General features: G+C 40.6%; 16 protein-coding genes. 5 read left to right on the forward strand and 11 right to left on the reverse strand.

The features are described from left to right. Positions 1-279: 279 nt before the first annotated feature. Complete coding sequence (locus EKM78_RS09900; protein WP_125771819.1) at positions 280-615, reverse strand: ArsR/SmtB family transcription factor; 336 nt, start codon at positions 613-615, stop codon at positions 280-282. Between the two features lie 145 nt (positions 616-760). Between EKM78_RS09900 and EKM78_RS09905 the strand changes: the two genes are divergently transcribed. Next, on the forward strand, positions 761-2,629 hold the full coding sequence (locus EKM78_RS09905; RefSeq protein WP_125771846.1) for a heavy metal translocating P-type ATPase: 1,869 nt from the start codon (positions 761-763) through the stop codon (positions 2,627-2,629). Positions 2,630-3,241: 612 nt separating this feature from the next. Here EKM78_RS09905 and EKM78_RS09910 read toward each other — a convergent pair. The 6 genes from EKM78_RS09910 to ilvB all read right to left on the reverse strand — a co-directional run bounded on the left by EKM78_RS09910 (position 3,242) and on the right by ilvB (position 10,005). Next, complete coding sequence (locus EKM78_RS09910) at positions 3,242-4,219, reverse strand: bile acid:sodium symporter family protein (RefSeq protein ID WP_425453545.1); 978 nt, start codon at positions 4,217-4,219, stop codon at positions 3,242-3,244. 3 nt (positions 4,220-4,222) lie between these two features. Beyond that, positions 4,223-4,564, reverse strand: coding sequence for a metal-sulfur cluster assembly factor (locus tag EKM78_RS09915; RefSeq protein WP_125771822.1), 342 nt, complete (start codon positions 4,562-4,564; stop codon positions 4,223-4,225). An 8-nt stretch (positions 4,565-4,572) separates the two neighbouring features. After that, on the reverse strand, positions 4,573-6,345 hold the full coding sequence (ilvD, locus tag EKM78_RS09920; RefSeq protein ID WP_125771824.1) for a dihydroxy-acid dehydratase: 1,773 nt from the start codon (positions 6,343-6,345) through the stop codon (positions 4,573-4,575). A gap of 84 nt (positions 6,346-6,429) precedes the next feature. Then, positions 6,430-7,158, reverse strand: a complete 729-nt coding sequence (locus EKM78_RS09925) for an ABC transporter ATP-binding protein (protein ID WP_125771826.1) — start codon at positions 7,156-7,158, stop codon at positions 6,430-6,432. An 82-nt stretch (positions 7,159-7,240) separates the two neighbouring features. After that, on the reverse strand, positions 7,241-8,263 hold the full coding sequence (ilvC, locus tag EKM78_RS09930; RefSeq protein WP_125771828.1) for a ketol-acid reductoisomerase: 1,023 nt from the start codon (positions 8,261-8,263) through the stop codon (positions 7,241-7,243). Positions 8,264-8,307: 44 nt separating this feature from the next. Beyond that, on the reverse strand, positions 8,308-10,005 hold the full coding sequence (gene ilvB / locus EKM78_RS09935) for a biosynthetic-type acetolactate synthase large subunit (RefSeq protein WP_125771830.1): 1,698 nt from the start codon (positions 10,003-10,005) through the stop codon (positions 8,308-8,310). A gap of 553 nt (positions 10,006-10,558) precedes the next feature. Here ilvB and EKM78_RS09940 point away from each other — a divergent pair. Both EKM78_RS09940 and ilvA read left to right on the forward strand, forming a co-directional pair. After that, entirely contained in the window at positions 10,559-11,239 is a 681-nt protein-coding gene (locus EKM78_RS09940; protein WP_164507295.1) for an isocitrate lyase/phosphoenolpyruvate mutase family protein, read from the forward strand. Positions 11,240-11,320: 81 nt separating this feature from the next. After that, on the forward strand, positions 11,321-12,592 hold the full coding sequence (gene ilvA, locus EKM78_RS09945) for a threonine ammonia-lyase IlvA (protein WP_125771834.1): 1,272 nt from the start codon (positions 11,321-11,323) through the stop codon (positions 12,590-12,592). A gap of 282 nt (positions 12,593-12,874) precedes the next feature. Here ilvA and EKM78_RS09950 read toward each other — a convergent pair whose 3' ends face one another. The 3 genes from EKM78_RS09950 to EKM78_RS09960 all read right to left on the reverse strand — a co-directional run bounded on the left by EKM78_RS09950 (position 12,875) and on the right by EKM78_RS09960 (position 15,382). Then, positions 12,875-14,458, reverse strand: coding sequence for an Nramp family divalent metal transporter (locus EKM78_RS09950; protein ID WP_164507296.1), 1,584 nt, complete (start codon positions 14,456-14,458; stop codon positions 12,875-12,877). Between the two features lie 166 nt (positions 14,459-14,624). Then, a complete protein-coding gene (locus EKM78_RS09955) occupies positions 14,625-14,897 on the reverse strand; it encodes a hypothetical protein (RefSeq protein ID WP_125771836.1) in 273 nt (90 codons plus the stop codon). 149 nt (positions 14,898-15,046) lie between these two features. Further along, a complete protein-coding gene (locus tag EKM78_RS09960) occupies positions 15,047-15,382 on the reverse strand; it encodes an iron chaperone (protein ID WP_125771838.1) in 336 nt (111 codons plus the stop codon). Between the two features lie 56 nt (positions 15,383-15,438). Between EKM78_RS09960 and EKM78_RS09965 the strand changes: the two genes are divergently transcribed. Further along, positions 15,439-16,071, forward strand: a complete 633-nt coding sequence (locus EKM78_RS09965; RefSeq protein ID WP_125771840.1) for an endonuclease III domain-containing protein — start codon at positions 15,439-15,441, stop codon at positions 16,069-16,071. On the opposite strand, the gene EKM78_RS09970 is transcribed toward EKM78_RS09965, so the two are convergent. Then, positions 16,072-16,692 carry an NAD(P)-dependent oxidoreductase gene (locus EKM78_RS09970; protein ID WP_125771842.1) on the reverse strand — a complete coding sequence of 207 codons (621 nt, stop codon included), beginning with the start codon at positions 16,690-16,692 and terminating at the stop codon, positions 16,072-16,074. A 66-nt stretch (positions 16,693-16,758) separates the two neighbouring features. Between EKM78_RS09970 and EKM78_RS09975 the strand changes: the two genes are divergently transcribed. Beyond that, the gene (locus tag EKM78_RS09975; RefSeq protein WP_125771844.1) at positions 16,759-16,977 is read left to right on the forward strand and encodes a hypothetical protein; all 219 of its coding nucleotides are present in this window, start codon (positions 16,759-16,761) and stop codon (positions 16,975-16,977) included. Positions 16,978-17,261 lie beyond the last annotated feature (284 nt).

A 17,261-nucleotide genomic window follows, 5' to 3' on the forward strand; every position in this document is an offset into this window, starting at 1 on the left:
CTCATGAAAATTGGCATTGAGTATATAAGCCTCTTCTTAAATAAATGCATCAAAATAACCAAACCACGACGAGAACCGGTTTACCGCTTAGTGAAAGACCCAGCTTTGAGATGTCCGAAGCGGTTTTCTTCGGATAGCTCAAAGTGGCGTCCATGGCGTTCCACGGCGCAATTCCTGGAACCCCCACAGGACCGGCAATGAACCTCCACCCAACCTATAACCTCAAAAAATCTCAAACCCAAACACAAAAAAAAACCTGATAGTTGATACTATCAAGTGCTACTCATCCGCATGCTTAATTACCTGTTCAAATATCCTTACGATATGATTGTCGACTAACCGATAGTGAACCTCTTTTCCAAAACGTTCCCCTACCACGATCCTAGCATCTCGTAATGTCTTCAACTGATGAGAAATGCCTGATTGACTCATATTCAAAATCTCGGCAATCTCATTCACACTCAGTGAAGTTTGCGATAATGCTAGGATTATTTTTACTCTCGTTGGCTCTCCAGTGGCTTTGAAGAAGTCGGAGATTTTTTTAGCGTGATCATCTTCAGGTACTCCGTTGGTGATCAATTGTTCTAATTTTCGATTGTGTATTTGTTTGTCCAAAGTGCTTCCGCTCCTACTTACTGTTACTTATACGATACCTTAAATTTGACCAAATTGATAATTATTTAAAAAGTATTGTTAAGTAAGCATTTACATGCTAATATGAACATATGAACAGATGTGCATATGTTTGGAGGCGAATGTGGTGAAAATTAAAAATATTACTACCAAATCCTACTTTTTAGGACTATTTCTTTTTCTGTTAGGACTAACTTTGTTCCTTTCGGGAGCTAATTTACCGATATTTATTAAGGTGTTGTATTTACTGGCGACGATCTTGTCTGGCTACCACGTGATGATCGAAGGTTTTTCGCTTACGGTAACTGAGACTAAGGCTCGCAAGAAGTTCTCACCTAATATCCACTTGTTAATGTCATTAGCAGCTGTCGGTGCTATTTTGATCGGCAAATTTTCTGAGGCTGCCCTTCTGATTTTAATATTTGCTGGGGCACATTTTTTGGAAGAATATGCTGAAGGAAAAAGCAAACGTGAGATCACCAAATTACTGGAGATGAATCCTGATAATGCGCGGATCATCCATCCTGATGGTTCGATCGAAGAAGTCTCAGTTGAGACAGTGCAAGTTGGTGACACTTTGCAAGTTCAAAATGGTGCTCAAATTCCGATCGATGGTAACATTTTATCAGGTATTGCATCGATCGATGAATCGGCTATCAATGGCGAAAGTATTCCCCGTGAAAAAACTACTGGTGACCCTGTTTTTGCCGGTACGATCAACGGTAATGATTCCTTTACCATGACGGCAACGAAGACTAGTGATAATACTGTTTTTTCAAAAATTTTGAGTTTAGTAGACCAGTCACAAAATAATTTGAGTAAGACTGCTACAAAGATCAAGAAAATTGAACCTATTTACGTTACTACCGTCCTTATTTTATTCCCACTCGTGATCTTGAGTGGTGCGGCTGCGTTTGGCTGGAGCTTTTCTACTAGTATTTATCGTGGAATCGTCTTTTTGATCTCGGCATCCCCTTGTGCTTTAGCAGCTAGTGCCGTGCCTGCCACTCTTTCGGCCATTTCTAATTTGGCTAAAAACGGCGTCCTTTTCAAAGGTGGTTCTTTCTTATCCAATCTTGCCGATTTAAAGGCTGTGGCATTTGATAAAACTGGTACTTTGACGAAAGGTAAACCTGAAGTTACTGACTTTATCGTGGCCGATGATATTAATAAAGACGACTTGATCGACATCGTTTCTAGCATTGAAGATCAGACCAACCATCCCCTTGCTGCAGCTATCGTCAACCACTTTGATCAAGCGAAGAAACTCGATATTAAAGTTGAAACTAAGATCGGTACTGGTGTAATTGGTCAGCTTGGTGATGATGAATACTTGATTGCTAAACCAAAAGCTTTTTCTTCAGTTGATGACCAATTCACTCTTCAGCAAAAAGAACTAGCAAAAGAAGGTAAAACTGTCGTTTTTGTTGCAAAAAATCAACGTGTCGTTGCTCTACTAGCTTTAATGGACACGCCTAATTCAGCGGCTCAACCAACGATCGACTACTTGAATCACGAAGGGATCGATACTGTGATGATCACCGGAGATTCTAAGCAAACTGGTGAAGCAATTGGTCACAATCTTGGTATCAAGAAAGTTATCACTGAAGTTTTGCCTGAAGATAAAGTAAAAGTTGTCAATGATCTTGAATCAAAATCACTAATGACCGGTATGGTTGGTGACGGTGTCAACGATGCTCCAGCATTAGTCAACGCTGACGTTGGTATCGCCATGGGTGAAGGTACTGACGTAGCTATTGATGTTGCCGACGTAGTCCTCATGAAAAATGACCTGAACAAATTCGTTACCTCGCATCGAGTTTCCAAACGCTTGAACAAAATCGTTTGGCAAAACATCACTTTCTCAATGGCAGTCGTAACACTATTAGTAGTCCTCAACTTCTTTGGCCTAACAGACATCGGAATCGGAGTCGTCGCCCATGAAGGAAGTACTTTATTAGTAATACTAAACGGATTGAGATTACTAAGAGGCTAACAGAGAGCGGGAAGCGACGATCAGCTGCTGAGGATTTAAACACAGAGAGTGTAGCCACACGGTTAGCTGCTGAGGATTTAAACACAAAGAGTGTAGGCACACGGTTAGCTGCTGAGGATTAATGCAGATGGTCGAACAAGGTGCGGCGAAGCCGTGCCTCGACCATCTGTGTTAACCGGAGGCCGCTGTGTGCCGGAACTCGTTTTCACATCCTTGAGGATAAAGCAAAACACTTCTATCCAAACCGTAGCAAATCTAACTAGCAAAAATAGAAAGCAATATTTCCATTCAGCAAGTTTACGAAATAAAGAAATCAAAACGCAATTTCTTTGAATCAATGCGACCACCTGTGTTAACCGGAGGCCGCTGTCGCTTGGAGCTCGTTTCAACATCCTTGAGGATAAAGCAAAACACCGCTATCCAAACCGCAGCAAGTTTATCTAACAAAAATAACTAGCACCATTTTATACTAGCAAATCAGGCGTCACTGAAAGTTTCCAAACCGTAAGTCACTGTCGTCTGCAACTCGTTTCCGCAAAAAAAGAGATAGGTTCTGTTAAAAACAGAATCCTATCTCTTTTTTTCAATAATTTTAAACTCACTCATTATTTATCAGCCGGCAACAGTTTGTTGAACTGTGGTCTTAGCATGTTTCTCGGTAAATCCTCTCCAATACGATGATAATACCGAACCGGAAATGTTGTGCCAAACACTAAAAATCGTTGAAGGAATAGCAGCTGCTGGCGAGAAGTACATCATGGCTAGCGTTGCTCCTAGACTGGAATCTTGCATCCCGACTTCGAAAGTGATGGCTTTTCTTTGAGGATCTTTTAGTCTGATCAATTTTGAGAAGAGAAATCCTAAGCCGTAGCCTGATAAATTGTGCAAGATTACGACTGGGATAACTAAGGCGGTAGTTGCTGTAAAGAGTTCCGCATGATTAGCACTGATTACGGCACCGATGATCAAAAGGATAGCTGTCTGTGAGATCAGCGGTAATGCTCTGGTGATGTAGTCGATATGCTTTTTGAAGATCGTATGAACTACTACACCTAAGATTATCGGGATCAAAACGATCCTGATAGTGCTCAAAAAGAGCGATGTTGTTGGGATCGTAACGTATTGGCCAGCATAAAATAATAATAATCCTGGTAATGCCAGTGGCGCTAACAAGGTCGATAAAGTTTCGATCGAAACGTCTAAGGCCACGTCTCCACCTGCCAAGTAAGCCATAACGCTAGACGATGTGCCACTTGGACACGATCCAACCAAAATGACACCCACGGCAGTTGCTCCTGTTAAGCCAAAGATCTGGCAAAGTAACCAGGCGATAGTTGGCATGATGACGTAATGGGCGATCGTGCCTAAAATAACTGGCAAAGGTCTTTTGACGATTCTAACAAAGTCCTCGCCACGAAGCGTCAGCCCCATGCCGAATAAGATAATGCCTAATAAATACGAGGTGTTGGGGATGACCCACTGACTAGTTTGCGGAAGTGCGTAATTGAACACCGCCCAAAGTACGACTAACAATGTGAACCATCGTCCAACCCATTTTCCCAATGATTCTACTTTTTCCAATTCATTCATCCCCTATCGATAATATCCGAGCGCCATTTTTGCCGTTCGACTCATTTTGCCTGGCGTCCAAGCAGGATACCAAACGAGATTGATCTTAACTTCGTCGATCTCTGGCAATTGTTCCAAAGCTGACTGGATCATTTGCTCCAAAACTGCAGAAATTGGGCAACCCATAGTAGTTAAGGTCATTTTTACTGTACAAATTTTGTCCTCCAAGCTAATCCCGTAGATCAATCCTAGATTGACGAGATCGACTCTTAATTCAGGGTCGATGACTTTTGACAACTGCGACAACATGCGGTCTTGCAAGTCGGTCATTTTTTCTTGTTGAGTTTGATTCATTTCGTCTACCATTTTGTTCACTACTTTCCGTCAGTGGCTGACTTTTCCGATTCCTCAACTTTTCCAAAAAGCTGATCAGCTCCAAGCATTACGCCACCGGTATTAGCTGAGGTTACTAAATATTGGTATCTGGCTAAATAGCCATATCTAACTTTTGGTTGGAACGGTTTGAGTTCACTTCTTCTGGCATCTAATTCAGCTTCGGTCAAGTCAACGTCTAAAGTCCGATTGACGAGATCAATGGTGATCTTATCGCCGTCGTGGATCAAGCCGATCTCACCGCCAGAAGCGGCTTCTGGCGAAACGTGTCCCACACAGATCCCGTGAGTAGCTCCGGAGAATCTACCATCAGTGATCAAGGCGACAGTCCGACCTAAACCACGGCCGATGATATCTGAAGTTGGATTCAACATTTCAGGCATCCCTGGTCCACCCTTTGGTCCTTCATATCTGATGACGACGACATTCCCAGCTTTAACCGTTCCGTTATCGATCCCTTCAACAGCATCGTCATGGGAGTCGAAGCAAACGGCCGTACCAGTGAATTCATGAATGTCGGGATCGACTCCGGCAACTTTGATGACGGAGCCTTTTTTGGCAATATTTCCATAGAGAATGGAAAGTCCCCCTTGTTCTGAATATGGATTGTCCAATGGTCTGATAACCTCTGGATTAAGCGTCTTTTTGCCGGCAACATTTTCACGAATAGTCTTGCCAGTGACGGTCATACGATCCGGATGAAGGACTCCTTTTTCGATCAATTCATTCATCAAAGCAGGGATCCCACCAGCTTCGTGGACGTCTTGCATCGTCCATGATGATGAAGGGGCAATTTTTGCCAAATGTGGAGTCTTCTTAGCAATTTCGTTGATATCTTCTTCACTGTAGTCAATACCAGCTTCGTGAGCGATCGCTAAACCGTGCAATACGGTGTTAGTTGAACCACCCATCGCCATATCAAGTGCAAAGGCATCGTCAAAAGCTTCTTTGGTCATGATGTCACGAGGCTTCAAATTATTTTTAACATTTTCCATAACTCTTCTTGCTGCTGCACGAACGAGATCTTTTCGTTCATCTGAAACAGCTAGAGCAGTTCCGTTGTAAGGCAAAGCTACTCCAAAGGCCTCCATCAAGGAGTTCATCGAATTAGCAGTGTACATCCCAGAACATGAACCACAACTTGGACAGGCATTTCGTTCCAATTCCATGAAATCATCTTTGGTCATCTTGCCATCTTTAAAAGCACCGACAGCTTCAAAAACACTTGATAATGTGGCGGCTTTACCGTTAGGATCGACCCCAGCTTTCATCGGGCCTCCGGAGACAAAGGCACAAGGAACATTTGTCCTGACTGATGCCATCAACATACCTGGCGTGATCTTGTCACAGTTCGGCATGTACAAGACGCCGTCGAACCAATGAGCATTAATGACAGTTTCAGCAGAATCGGCAATGATCTCGCGGCTAGGTAATGAGTAGCGCATTCCAATGTGTCCCATTGCAATACCATCATCAACACCAATGGTATTGAATTCGAAAGGAATCCCACCCATTTTCCTAATTTCTTCTTTAGCTACTTCGGCTAATTTACGTAGGTGCACGTGACCAGGTACGATCTCAATGTATGAATTACAAATGGCAATGAATGGTTTCTTCATGTCATCTGGATCCTTAACTTGGCCCGTAGCATAGAGCAAACTTCTTCCTGGTGCTCGATCGACACCTACTTTGATTTCGTCACTTCGTTTTTGCATGTCTTTTCCACTGACACTGAAATTTAACGTATCGCTCATTTTTTATTCCTTCTTCCCTTATTTAGAAACTGTTTGCGGATAGACGGCGATCCGCGTTTTATCGATTGATTGAATGGCGATCGGCTACTGATAAAAAGCACTCAAAACTTTTTTCGATAATAAACGCTCCCGCTCACCTTGATCGATCACTTGGCCATTCCTTAACAACAAAACGTGTTTGAACAATGGCAAGATCTCCTCAGTGTAATGCGATACCAACAACAAGGCAGGACTGTTTGGCTGCGTAGAAATATTGTTGATCTTCGACAAAAGTTCTTCTCGAGCAAACAGATCTAAGCCATTGCACGGTTCATCAAGGATCAGAAGTTTTGGCTTAGCCATCAAGGCCCGTGCGATCAATACTAATTGACGTTCGCCTTGCGATAAAACTGCGTAAGGTTTGGACAATAATTTGGCTCCCCCTAAATTGATCAAAGTCTGTCGCGCCTCATCCATGTCTTCAAAACTGTAGTCTTGGTAAATACCGATACTGGCGAATTTCCCGGATAAAACTATTTCGTCGACTATATCTGCTTGGTGGAGATCATCTTGTAAAGCATTGCTGACCCAACCGATCTTAGTTTGTAATTCGGGGATGTTCGTCTCGCCAAATTTGCCCCCTAAAACTTCTAACGTTCCCTCGCTAGGCCACAGATCACCGTGGATCATCTTTAATAACGTCGTTTTACCCGCACCGTTCAAACCTAAGATGGCCCAGTTTTGTCCAGTCTCGACCGTCCAAGTGATCTTACTTAAGATCTGTCGCTTTCCTCTTTGGACAGAAACGTTGTTAAATTCTAAAATTTTCGACATAGCAATCCCCTTCATGAAAGAAATAGACCCACGCAGACACAGTTTGCGTAAGGTCCATTTGCTAACATTATTTTTTCAAAAATTATGCGCTTTGAGGGGTGCTGTATTTATCTGCCTCTTTAACAAATGGCATTCTTTCACGTAATTGTTCACCAACTTCAGAAAGTAGTGAGTTTGCTGAGCGCTCGCGCATTTTGTACAAGCCTTTGAAGCCGTTACGATAGTCATCCATGAATTCTTTAGCAAATTTACCATTTTGGATGTTTTCCAATGCATCTTTCATAGCTTGTTTTGATTCAGGACCGACAACTTTTGGTCCAACTACGTATGAACCGTATTCTGATGTGTTTGAACAGTCGGCGTACATCTTGTTAAATCCACCTTCATAGATCAAGTCACAGATCAATTTCATTTCATGTTCAACTTCAAAATAAGCTAATTGTGGCGAATAGCCTGCCTCAGTCAAGACTTCAAAGCCTGTTTCGATCAAGGCTGTAACGCCACCCATGAGAACATTTTGTTCACCAAAGAGGTCTTCTTCAGTCTCCTCTTTGAAGGTCGTCTTCAACAAGCCGGCACGAGCAGCACCATTTCCTTTAGCAAATTCTTTGGACAAGTCTTCGGCGTGGCCTGAATAGTCTTGATAGTAACCATACAATGCGGGAACACCGAATCCTTCTTTATAAGTCCGACGACAAAGATTACCTGGTCCTTTTGGAGTCATCATTACAACATCAACATAATCTGGAGGAACGATTTCCTTGTAGTGCACGTTGAAACCATGTGAGAATCCTAAGACATTGCCAGGTTCCAAATATGGTGCAACTTCATTTTTGTAAACGTCTGACATTACTTCATCAGGAGTCAACATCTGGACCCAGTCAGCCTGTTTAACTGCTTCGGCAACTGACATAACTTCAAATCCATCAGTTTTTGCATTGTCAAATGATTTTCCTGGACGAACGCCAACCACTACATGATAGCCAGAGTCACGTAAGTTATTAGCTTGGGCGTGCCCTTGTGCTCCATAGCCTACAAAAGCTAGTGTCTTTCCTTGTAAATAATTAGTTGTAACGTCCTTGTCGTATAACATTTCTACTTTCATAATTGATCTCCATTTGTATTTATTTTTTAAAAAATTGAATGTACTTAAATCCCCAACATTTCGTCATTAGCGCTGCCAGGTGCAACCATTGGATAAACTTGCTCAAAACTAGGAATAGTCACGTTGATCAAAGCTGGTTCATCGATTTGAAAAATTTGTTCAAGCTTGTCTTCTAAATCGTCTGATTTATTGAGAGTGTAATAACTGACTCCATAGGCATTGGCCAATTTTTCAAAATCAGGTTGATGATCAAAGACGGTTTGTGAACGACGTTGGTCATAAAACTCGTCTTGCCATTGACGGACCATTCCAAGCGTTTTGTTGTTCAATAAGATGATCTTGATGTTTAATTTTTCAGCTGCCAAGACTTCTAGTTCTTCACTAGTCATTTGCAAACCGCCATCGCCGACGAATAAGACGACGTCTTTTTTCGGATGAGCGTATTTGGCGCCAATTGCTGCTGGCAATCCAAATCCCATCGTTCCCAATCCACCAGAAGTTACGATCTGACGTGGAAATTGGAAAGGATAAAATTGAGCAGCCCACATTTGGTGTTGTCCGACGTCAGTAACGACGTACGCTTGACCTTTAGTTACATTTCCGACTGCTTGAATGACTTCTTGAGGTTTCAGATGAGTTTTTGATTTTTGATAAGTAAAGTGATGATATTTTTGATTGTTCTCGATCCGTTCGTACCAACTAGGTTCAAACTGGCTGATCGGTTCGAATTTATTCAAATAATGCAGTGCTCTTTTCGCATCCGCCACGGCTGAATACTGCGTTACAACGATACGACCGATCTCAACTGGATCGACATCAATGTGCGCTATCTCGGCGTTTGGAGCGAACTTCGCCGCGTTAGGTACTAGACGATCGTCAAAGCGCGAGCCAATGTTTAACAAGAAGTCACATTCTTGAAACGCCATATTGGCTGCGTATGATCCGTGCATCCCACCCATACCTAAAGACAATGGGTCTTGATACTGCATGATCCCTAATCCCAACAACGTTGTGACGGTTGGCAACCGCCATTTTTGGGCAAATTGTCTTGCTAGTTTACCAGCATTAGCATCACTAACGCCGCCCCCTAGCAACAACAATGGTCTTTTTGCCTCAGATAATTTCGTAATGATCTTATTCAAATCACGTTGCTGTCCAGCCGACAATCGTTTTGCGACTGGTTTTTCAGTGACTGCTACTGAATCATTTTCAAATACTTGTGACATCACATCTTTTGGCAGGTCAACTAAGACAGGTCCCTTGCGACCCTCCTGTGCAATGGTGAAAGCTTTGTCTAAAATACTCGCCAAATCATCACCCTTGTGTACTTGAAAATTAGCTTTTGTTACTGCTTTGGTTATACTCACGATATCTAACTCTTGAAAAGCGTGAGTTCCAATGGCACCTGTTCCTACTTGACCCGTCAAAACAACCAAGGGAGCGGAATCCATCATTGCATCAGCAATTCCAGTAATCGCATTTGACGCCCCTGGTCCACTTGTGACCAAAATGACGCCTGTCCTCCCTGTGACTTTGGCGTAACCTTCGGCAGCGTGTGCTGCACCTTGTTCATGCCGTGTCAAAATATTTCGAAACGACGAAGTAAGCAGTTTGTCGTAAATTGGTAAAACAGCACCGCCAGGATAACCGAATAATAAATCTACGTCATGATCAACTAAAGATTTAATCAAAGATTCAGCTCCGCTAATTGTCGTTTCCATTTCCGACTGTTTTGCTAACATCGATAGATCCCCCTTTCTTAGACGAACAACTGTGATTAAGAAAATAAGAATTACTATAATTTAAAATTAATATTTTCTAATTTTTGCAAGTTGGCCGTTGCATGTTATAATTTCTTTCAGTCAAGCAGTGAAGCTCCGAAAACTTATTAAAAAACATTGATCATTTACCTGTCTAACTTGTTGTTCACAAGTTATATCGGCACGATAGTGATTATTTTCTTAAATAAATTTTTGATAAATTCGCTTGCTGTACCTGATGGGCATTAATTTATACGCATTTAAAATTTATGTCAAGCTCTAAAATTCATTTTTTGTGAACATTTTCATCATTTTTTTACAACGCTATATAGGTAGTTTTTATCAAAAATCTTTTTTTGAATTTTTTTTATTTTTTCAAATATGCAGATTTTTATTGACAAGATTCGTGAAATTGTTAACTTAAAAGTCATTAAAAGCAAATTAGAATCCAGAAAAAATTATGTGATTTTTTCTCAGACGACTTGTTTATTAACTCTAGAACTCTAGAGCAATTTTTAGGAAAGGAATGTTAATCATGTCAGCACACTTTGTACCCGCAGCATCAAATGCTTTAATGTTAAAACATTTGTCGACCGAAGGCTTTGACTCTGTCTACTTGGACAGTCGCCTTTTGAGTACTCAATTATTGGGAACTTCTGATACAGATTTGTTGAGCACATCAGCTTACTTAAACTATGTGCAAACTTTGTCTGCCTCAACCAAGATGAATGTCTTGGCCGATCTTTGCCTTAATGGTCAATCACAAGATTTGGATCAACAAGTTCAAGTCTTGAAAGCTTCAGGTTGTGTTGCCGTCGTCGTAAGCGATGCTGACGTTGCCAATTCAACCTTATTTGACGAGCTATTGAAAAATATCAAACTAGCTGCCGACAACAATTTGCAAATCATCGTTAAGTTGGACGGCTTAGTTAAGTATGGCTTCAACGAACTACAAACAAGAATTGGGATTGCTCTCGACAATGGTCTAGACCACATTATTATTAGTAACATTACTGATGATGACTTGGTCATTATTAAGGCCGTCCAAGACTCGGCCTTGATTAGTCTTATTATCGATAACGCAAATATTTCGTATTACAGCGCTTTACAGTTTAACCCCAAATTCATCTTGGATACTTTTCATGTTTATCAAGGTCTGGTACATTCGGCGAGTAGTATCAGTCAAAACATGATCTTAAAAATATTCATGGGCTAGTCGCTAGCCAAAAAGGGTTGTCTGCAAACGCAGGCAACCCTTTTTTATTACACATTTTAAAAAACGAGGAGAATTTATCTTATGACTACCAAAACTAGAACCGTCCTAACCGAACAAGAAGTAGAAAATGCCTATCGAGTACTAAAACCAGTCGTGGAGCACACACCTTTACAACACAGTGACTACTTGTCGCAAAAATATCACTGCCAAGTCTATTTGAAACGTGAAGATCTACAACAAGTTCGTTCATTCAAGATCCGTGGAGCATATTATGCCATCAGTCAAACACCAGAATCTGACCGCAAACGCGGAGTAGTTTGTGCCAGTGCCGGAAATCACGCTCAAGGAGTCGCTTGGACGAGCCGAAAAATGGATCTACCTGCCACGATCTTCATGCCCACTACTACCCCACAGCAAAAAATCGATCAAGTCCAATTTTTCGGTGGCGATAATGTAACTATCAAACTAGTCGGAGATACTTTTGACGAAGCCAACGAAGCGGCTAATCAATTTTGCACTGATAACGATCAAACTTTTATTGCACCGTTCGATAATTTGAACACCATGGCAGGTCAAGGAAGTTTAGCTGTGGAGGTTTTTGATGATGCGGCTGAGAAAAATCTCGATGTCGATTTCTTATTTGCTGCCATCGGTGGCGGCGGTTTGATCAGCGGGATCAGTACGCATACCAAAGCGGTCAGTCCCGATACCACCGTTGTCGGAGTCGAGCCTAGTGGTGCTCGCTCGATGGCCCAAGCCTTTGCCGTTGGTCATCCCGTCGATCTTGATAAAGTTGACACCTTCGTAGACGGTGCTGCCGTCCGAAAAGTAGGACAACTGACTTACAATACTTGTCAAAAATATGTCGATCGCTTAGTCGCTGTGCCGGAAGGACTAGATAGTCAGACCATCCTTGAAGTCTACAGCAAACTAGCCATCGTCGCTGAACCGGTAGGTGCCTTGAGTATTGCTGCGTTGGAAGTTTATAAAGATCAATTACCGGGGAAAACGGTCGTCTGCGTAGTCTCCGGCGGTAATAACGACATCAATCGGATGCAAGAAATGGAAGAGAAATCTTTGATCTATCAAGGGTTGCAACACTATTTTCTCGTCAGTTTTGCCCAAAGAGCTGGTGCTCTACGTGAATTCGTCAATGTTGTATTGAATCCTGATGATGACATCACCAAATTTGAATACACTAAAAAGGTCAACAGTAGCGAAGGACCAGTCTTATTAGGAGTTCGCTTAGGCAAAGCCGAGAACCTTGGTCAGTTGTTGGAGCGATTGACGAAGTTTGATCCCAATTACACTAATCTCCGTGATAATCCACAATTGTATCGAATGCTAGTTTAGTGTGGTTTAGTTTAGACGGTATATAATAGAAGAAACAGAAATTTTTTACTTAAAAAAACGGTGTCAAAACCTTCAATATTAGGCTTTGATACTGTTTTTTTGTTTAACTTCTTTACTATCTTTGTTTTTGGAACTATTTACATACGTATTTCCGTCTTAACAATAATCAAGGCTACTTAATTCTAAAGACGATTTAATTCCAAATCCATCTTTTCGAACGTATGTATCTCAAAAAAAGCTTCTTAAATAGATTACGAAATCTATCAAAGAAGCTCTTTAAAATTAATCATTTTCTGTTATTCTTTCGTTCTCTTGATTGATTCTTTCGACCATTTTATTACCTTTGTACAATTCAACGACAGTCCAGATCAATAATGCAATTACGATGGCAATCAATCCATACGCAATATCATCAGCCATCATCAACTGCATTTTAGATGGATTATCACCGAAGAATCCTTCTACTTGAGCTGGCAAACCTAGTAAGTTGAGGTAGGTCAAACCGATAACGGAGATCCAGCCAAATAATTTAATTATGAACGAATTTTTGAATCGCCTGCCCATCTCAGCTTCACTATCGGTCATTAATAATAATGGCAACATGGAGAATGGTAAAGCAAAGGCTAAGAATACTTGCGAGTTGTTCATCAAATCGTTTAAGGCTACGTGCTCATCGATGGCACTTTTACTACTTGTCAACGTAACACAAATCAAAACTGGAATAACTGAAATCAATCTAGTTACTAAACGACGTAACCATAAAGGCATCTTTAAATGAACGAAATCTTCCATAATAACTTGTCCGGTCAAAGTACCAGTGATAGTCGAATTTTGACCTGAAGCTAGTAAAGCTACCGCAAACAATGTTGATAAAACTCCGGTCTTAGCAACACTGGCCAAGATACCATTGCTCATAGTCTTGGTGTCAGACAGTGCTTGGAACAAACCGAAGAATGAAGAATCTTTAACAGTCCCACTCTTGAATACGGCAACACCCATGATCAGCAATAAGGCGTTCACAAAAAAGGCACAAGTTAACTGAATGTTGGAATCCCAAGCCGTGAATTTGACTGACATGGCAACTTGATCTTTGTCGTCATGATCGATCTTTCTAGTCTGAGAAATGGCCGAATGTAAGTATAAATTATGAGGCATAACCGTAGCACCAATAATACCTAAGGCACCAGTTAAGGGAGTCATTCCACCAACTGTTGGATGTTGTGAAAATGTTTCAGCCGTTGGGACTAAGCCCTTCAATACTCCACCCCAGTCAGGGTCAGATAGTGCAACTTGATAACCGAAAACTAGGATAATAACCAAGATCAAACATACAACGATAGCTTCAATTTTTCTAAATCCGATCTTGGTCAGTAACAATAGTAACAAAACATCAAAGACAGTAATAAATACCGCAATAACTAGCGGGATATGAAACAGCAAGTACAACGCAATAGCTGCACCAATAACTTCCGCAATATCGGTCGCCATGATCGCAAATTCGGTCATGATCCACAAAACGATCCCGAGTGACTTGCTAGTCCGTGCCCGGATAGCTTGTGCGAGATCCATTTGAGTTACAATTCCTAGTTTAGCAGCCATATATTGCAGCAACATGGCAACTAAACTAGAAAGAAGTATTACCGACATTAATAAATACTCAAAATTTTGTCCACCAGTGATCGAAGTGCTCCAGTTACCAGGATCCATGTATCCCACGGCTACCAAAGCGCCAGGACCAGAGTAAACAGATAATGTTCTCAAAAAATTCTTATTCTTGGGAACTTCAATCGTACTGTTGATCTCTTCCAACGAAGGTCCATTGGCATATTTAATCAATTTCTTGCGATTGGGGGTTTCATCTTTCATGTTTATTCCTCCCTTTCTTAAATCCACGGCCATGTTAACACCAGAAAAATTCTTGTTATTATTGAATTTAAAAAAAGTTTTTGTTACCAAATGAACAAACTCATGAAAAATATAACAATTTAAATAAAAAAGCTGACTAAAAATTCAGTCAGCGTGAAAATCTAAATTAAGCTTTTCGAGCATGGTGCATCTTTTTACGTCGCTGGTACAAGGCGATCCCTTGACTCCAAAAAATAAAATTAAAGAAAACAAAAACTACACCAATAATTAAGTCAGCGAACCCCCAAGTCATTCTGGCACTAACCAAAAGCCAAGTAACTATCCCAATTGATAAAACGGGAATAACAGCACCTAACCAAGCATAACGATTATTTGCAAAAATATACTTCTCCAGAAGTAGAGCAAAAACAGAGCCAATTAAAAATAAGACAATTTGCATATTTTCTCCCCACACATTTCGAATTCAACAAAAGATATCGTACCACAAAAATGCAAACATATGTGCGATAAACGAAAAGTTTTCATAATTATTTTTAGTAAATCAATTTCATTTAAAAATATTTTTGGGAAAATGCTCTTTACGACAAATCAATTATTCAAATTCCAATTGGCAATTTTTTGTATCAATTCTTCAGGGATCGCATCAACACTTTTATTGAACTGCAAGGTTGTTTTACCGTGCAAATAAGGTGTGATTTCATTTATAAAATGATCAATAGGTTTATTAGTTGGATAAAATCCAATATGATTTTTATAGATACCCAAAAAACAAATTTGTTTCGGCTGAAAGTACCCCACCAGTCCATAAGACAATCTGATCTCGGCGTCAGGAAGAGCTTGAGAAATAATATTTGCCATCTTTTTTGCTAAAAGTATATCATTTTCATTATCGAGTGTTTGCAAATATTCATCTAATGCTTGCATATTACATGTGTCCTAAAATTATTATTTAGAACAGATTCACCACCTAGGAGTAAATTTTGACAAAACAAATCACAATAACGCAACTATACCAATTGCTTCATAAACAACTGGGCCAACAAAACTGGTGGCCAGCCGGATCAACTGAAGAAATGTTAACAGGAATGGTCTTGATCCAAAACACTAACTGGAAAAATGTTGACCGTTCCTTGGCTAATCTACAAAAAGCAACCAATTTTGACCTAACCAAGTTACTAGCTCTTTCTTTGGATGAAACGAAAAAACTGATCCAGCCCAGCGGCTTCTTCAATAACAAAGCGATTTATCTACATTCTCTTTTAACCGCTTATCGAGACGATTTTGATATCTGGGAACAACTGTCAACAAAGCAATTACGAAAAAAATTGATAGCTCTAAAAGGCATTGGCAATGAAACCGCCGACGTATTACTACTATATTATTTCCATCGTCCAACCTTTGTCGCCGACAATTACAGCATGCGCCTCTTCAAAACAATGCATGCTTTCGAAAAGAAGCCAACCTATCTCCAATTAAAAAACGCCGTCGAATTTAACTTCCCTTTCGATTCTAAACAAGCCGAAGAATTCCACGCCTTGATCGATGAATATGGAAAATTAAAAAGCGACATCCTCCAAGACTACCAACTGATACTCCCCACCCCTATCAAATAATTACCGATAAGTGGCAGTAAACATCGAGTTCAAAAATTGTGGCTCAGAAATCTCATCAACCAAAGCCAGTGCCAAATCAGCATAACTAATAGCGGCAGCCCCTTTCTGATCAACAATAACAAAATCAGAACCAGTCCGATAAGACCCAGTCTTAGGTCCAGAAATATCAAAGTGAAACGGCGGAGCAAGATAAGTCCAATCAAATCCCGAACTAGCCTGCAAATTGCCCCAAGCCTGAGCCAACAAATCAGACTGCTCCTTCATAGCAGGTAAAAAGTCAGCCACCTTCTGCTTACGAGAATCATCAGCAAACAAATTGACCCCCGAACCAACAACCATCAAACGAGTAGAAGATCCAGCAAAAATATCAATCAAATGATCCATAACAGAAACAGCCATTTCACCCTGACCAGCACGAACCTCAGAGCAGTTGACCACAACATCGAATTGCTCAATATCCTTAAAAGAAAGCTCCAAAACATCTCGATCAATCAACGGCCAACCCTCAGGCAATTCAGAAACATCATCAGAAATAGCAGAAACCTCAAATCCACGATCCAACGCCTCATTAGCCACAAAACGTCCAAAACTACTAGCAGCCTTAATAATACCGATCTTCATAATCCACGTCCTTAAAAAAATTTATATATTCCTATTCTTATCCAAAAGTAATAAGAATACAAATGAATGGATAATATAAAACCATTAAAAAAAGTAGAAAGCAAAAACGAAAGTAACTTCAAGGCAAGAGTGCGCAAAGCAGCACGCGAACCAGAAGCGAAAGCAAAAGAAGAAAAAAAGTATTTGATCTTATCCAACCAATCAAGAAAAGAAAGAAGCAACAACAACGTAAGTCAGGAAACAAAAATGAGCGGAGCAAAGGCCCGCGAATCGAGAAAAGAATAAGTGATCAAAACAGAAAAAGTATTACAAAAAAGAAAATGAACTCCCTACTCCCCACCAGAATAGATAAAACCTGAGATAGACATGTGAGAAATAGGACGCGCAAAAAGTGCCGACTTGAACAAAATAAATCGGTAAAACTCAACAAAAAGGGGGATTATGACTCTATCTAGACGGAGGGGCCCGGGGATACAGACCTCAGTGGTGAAATTCCTACCAGATGTCAAGCTTAACCCGCAATATATCAATATTTTATTCATTGATTAGTAATTATACTATGGATATAT

The sequence above is a fragment of the Companilactobacillus furfuricola genome, from assembly GCF_003946325.1.
GTDB classification, from domain to species: domain Bacteria; phylum Bacillota; class Bacilli; order Lactobacillales; family Lactobacillaceae; genus Companilactobacillus; species Companilactobacillus furfuricola.

Bases quoted from the DNA above. Each gene is read 5' to 3' on its own strand.
- EKM78_RS09910 (WP_425453545.1), bottom strand. From the start codon at position 4,219: ATGAATGAATTGGAAAAAGTAGAATCATTGGGAAAATGGGTTGGACGA.
- EKM78_RS09915 (WP_125771822.1), bottom strand. From the start codon at position 4,564: ATGGTAGACGAAATGAATCAAACTCAACAAGAAAAAATGACCGACTTG.
- ilvD (WP_125771824.1), bottom strand. From the start codon at position 6,345: ATGAGCGATACGTTAAATTTCAGTGTCAGTGGAAAAGACATGCAAAAA.
- EKM78_RS09925 (WP_125771826.1), bottom strand. From the start codon at position 7,158: ATGTCGAAAATTTTAGAATTTAACAACGTTTCTGTCCAAAGAGGAAAG.
- ilvC (WP_125771828.1), bottom strand. From the start codon at position 8,263: ATGAAAGTAGAAATGTTATACGACAAGGACGTTACAACTAATTATTTA.
- ilvB (WP_125771830.1), bottom strand. From the start codon at position 10,005: ATGTTAGCAAAACAGTCGGAAATGGAAACGACAATTAGCGGAGCTGAA.
- EKM78_RS09940 (WP_164507295.1), top strand. From the start codon at position 10,559: ATGTCAGCACACTTTGTACCCGCAGCATCAAATGCTTTAATGTTAAAA.
- ilvA (WP_125771834.1), top strand. From the start codon at position 11,321: ATGACTACCAAAACTAGAACCGTCCTAACCGAACAAGAAGTAGAAAAT.
- EKM78_RS09950 (WP_164507296.1), bottom strand. From the start codon at position 14,458: ATGAAAGATGAAACCCCCAATCGCAAGAAATTGATTAAATATGCCAAT.
- EKM78_RS09955 (WP_125771836.1), bottom strand. From the start codon at position 14,897: ATGCAAATTGTCTTATTTTTAATTGGCTCTGTTTTTGCTCTACTTCTG.
- EKM78_RS09960 (WP_125771838.1), bottom strand. From the start codon at position 15,382: ATGCAAGCATTAGATGAATATTTGCAAACACTCGATAATGAAAATGAT.
- EKM78_RS09970 (WP_125771842.1), bottom strand. From the start codon at position 16,692: ATGAAGATCGGTATTATTAAGGCTGCTAGTAGTTTTGGACGTTTTGTG.
- EKM78_RS09975 (WP_125771844.1), top strand. From the start codon at position 16,759: ATGGATAATATAAAACCATTAAAAAAAGTAGAAAGCAAAAACGAAAGT.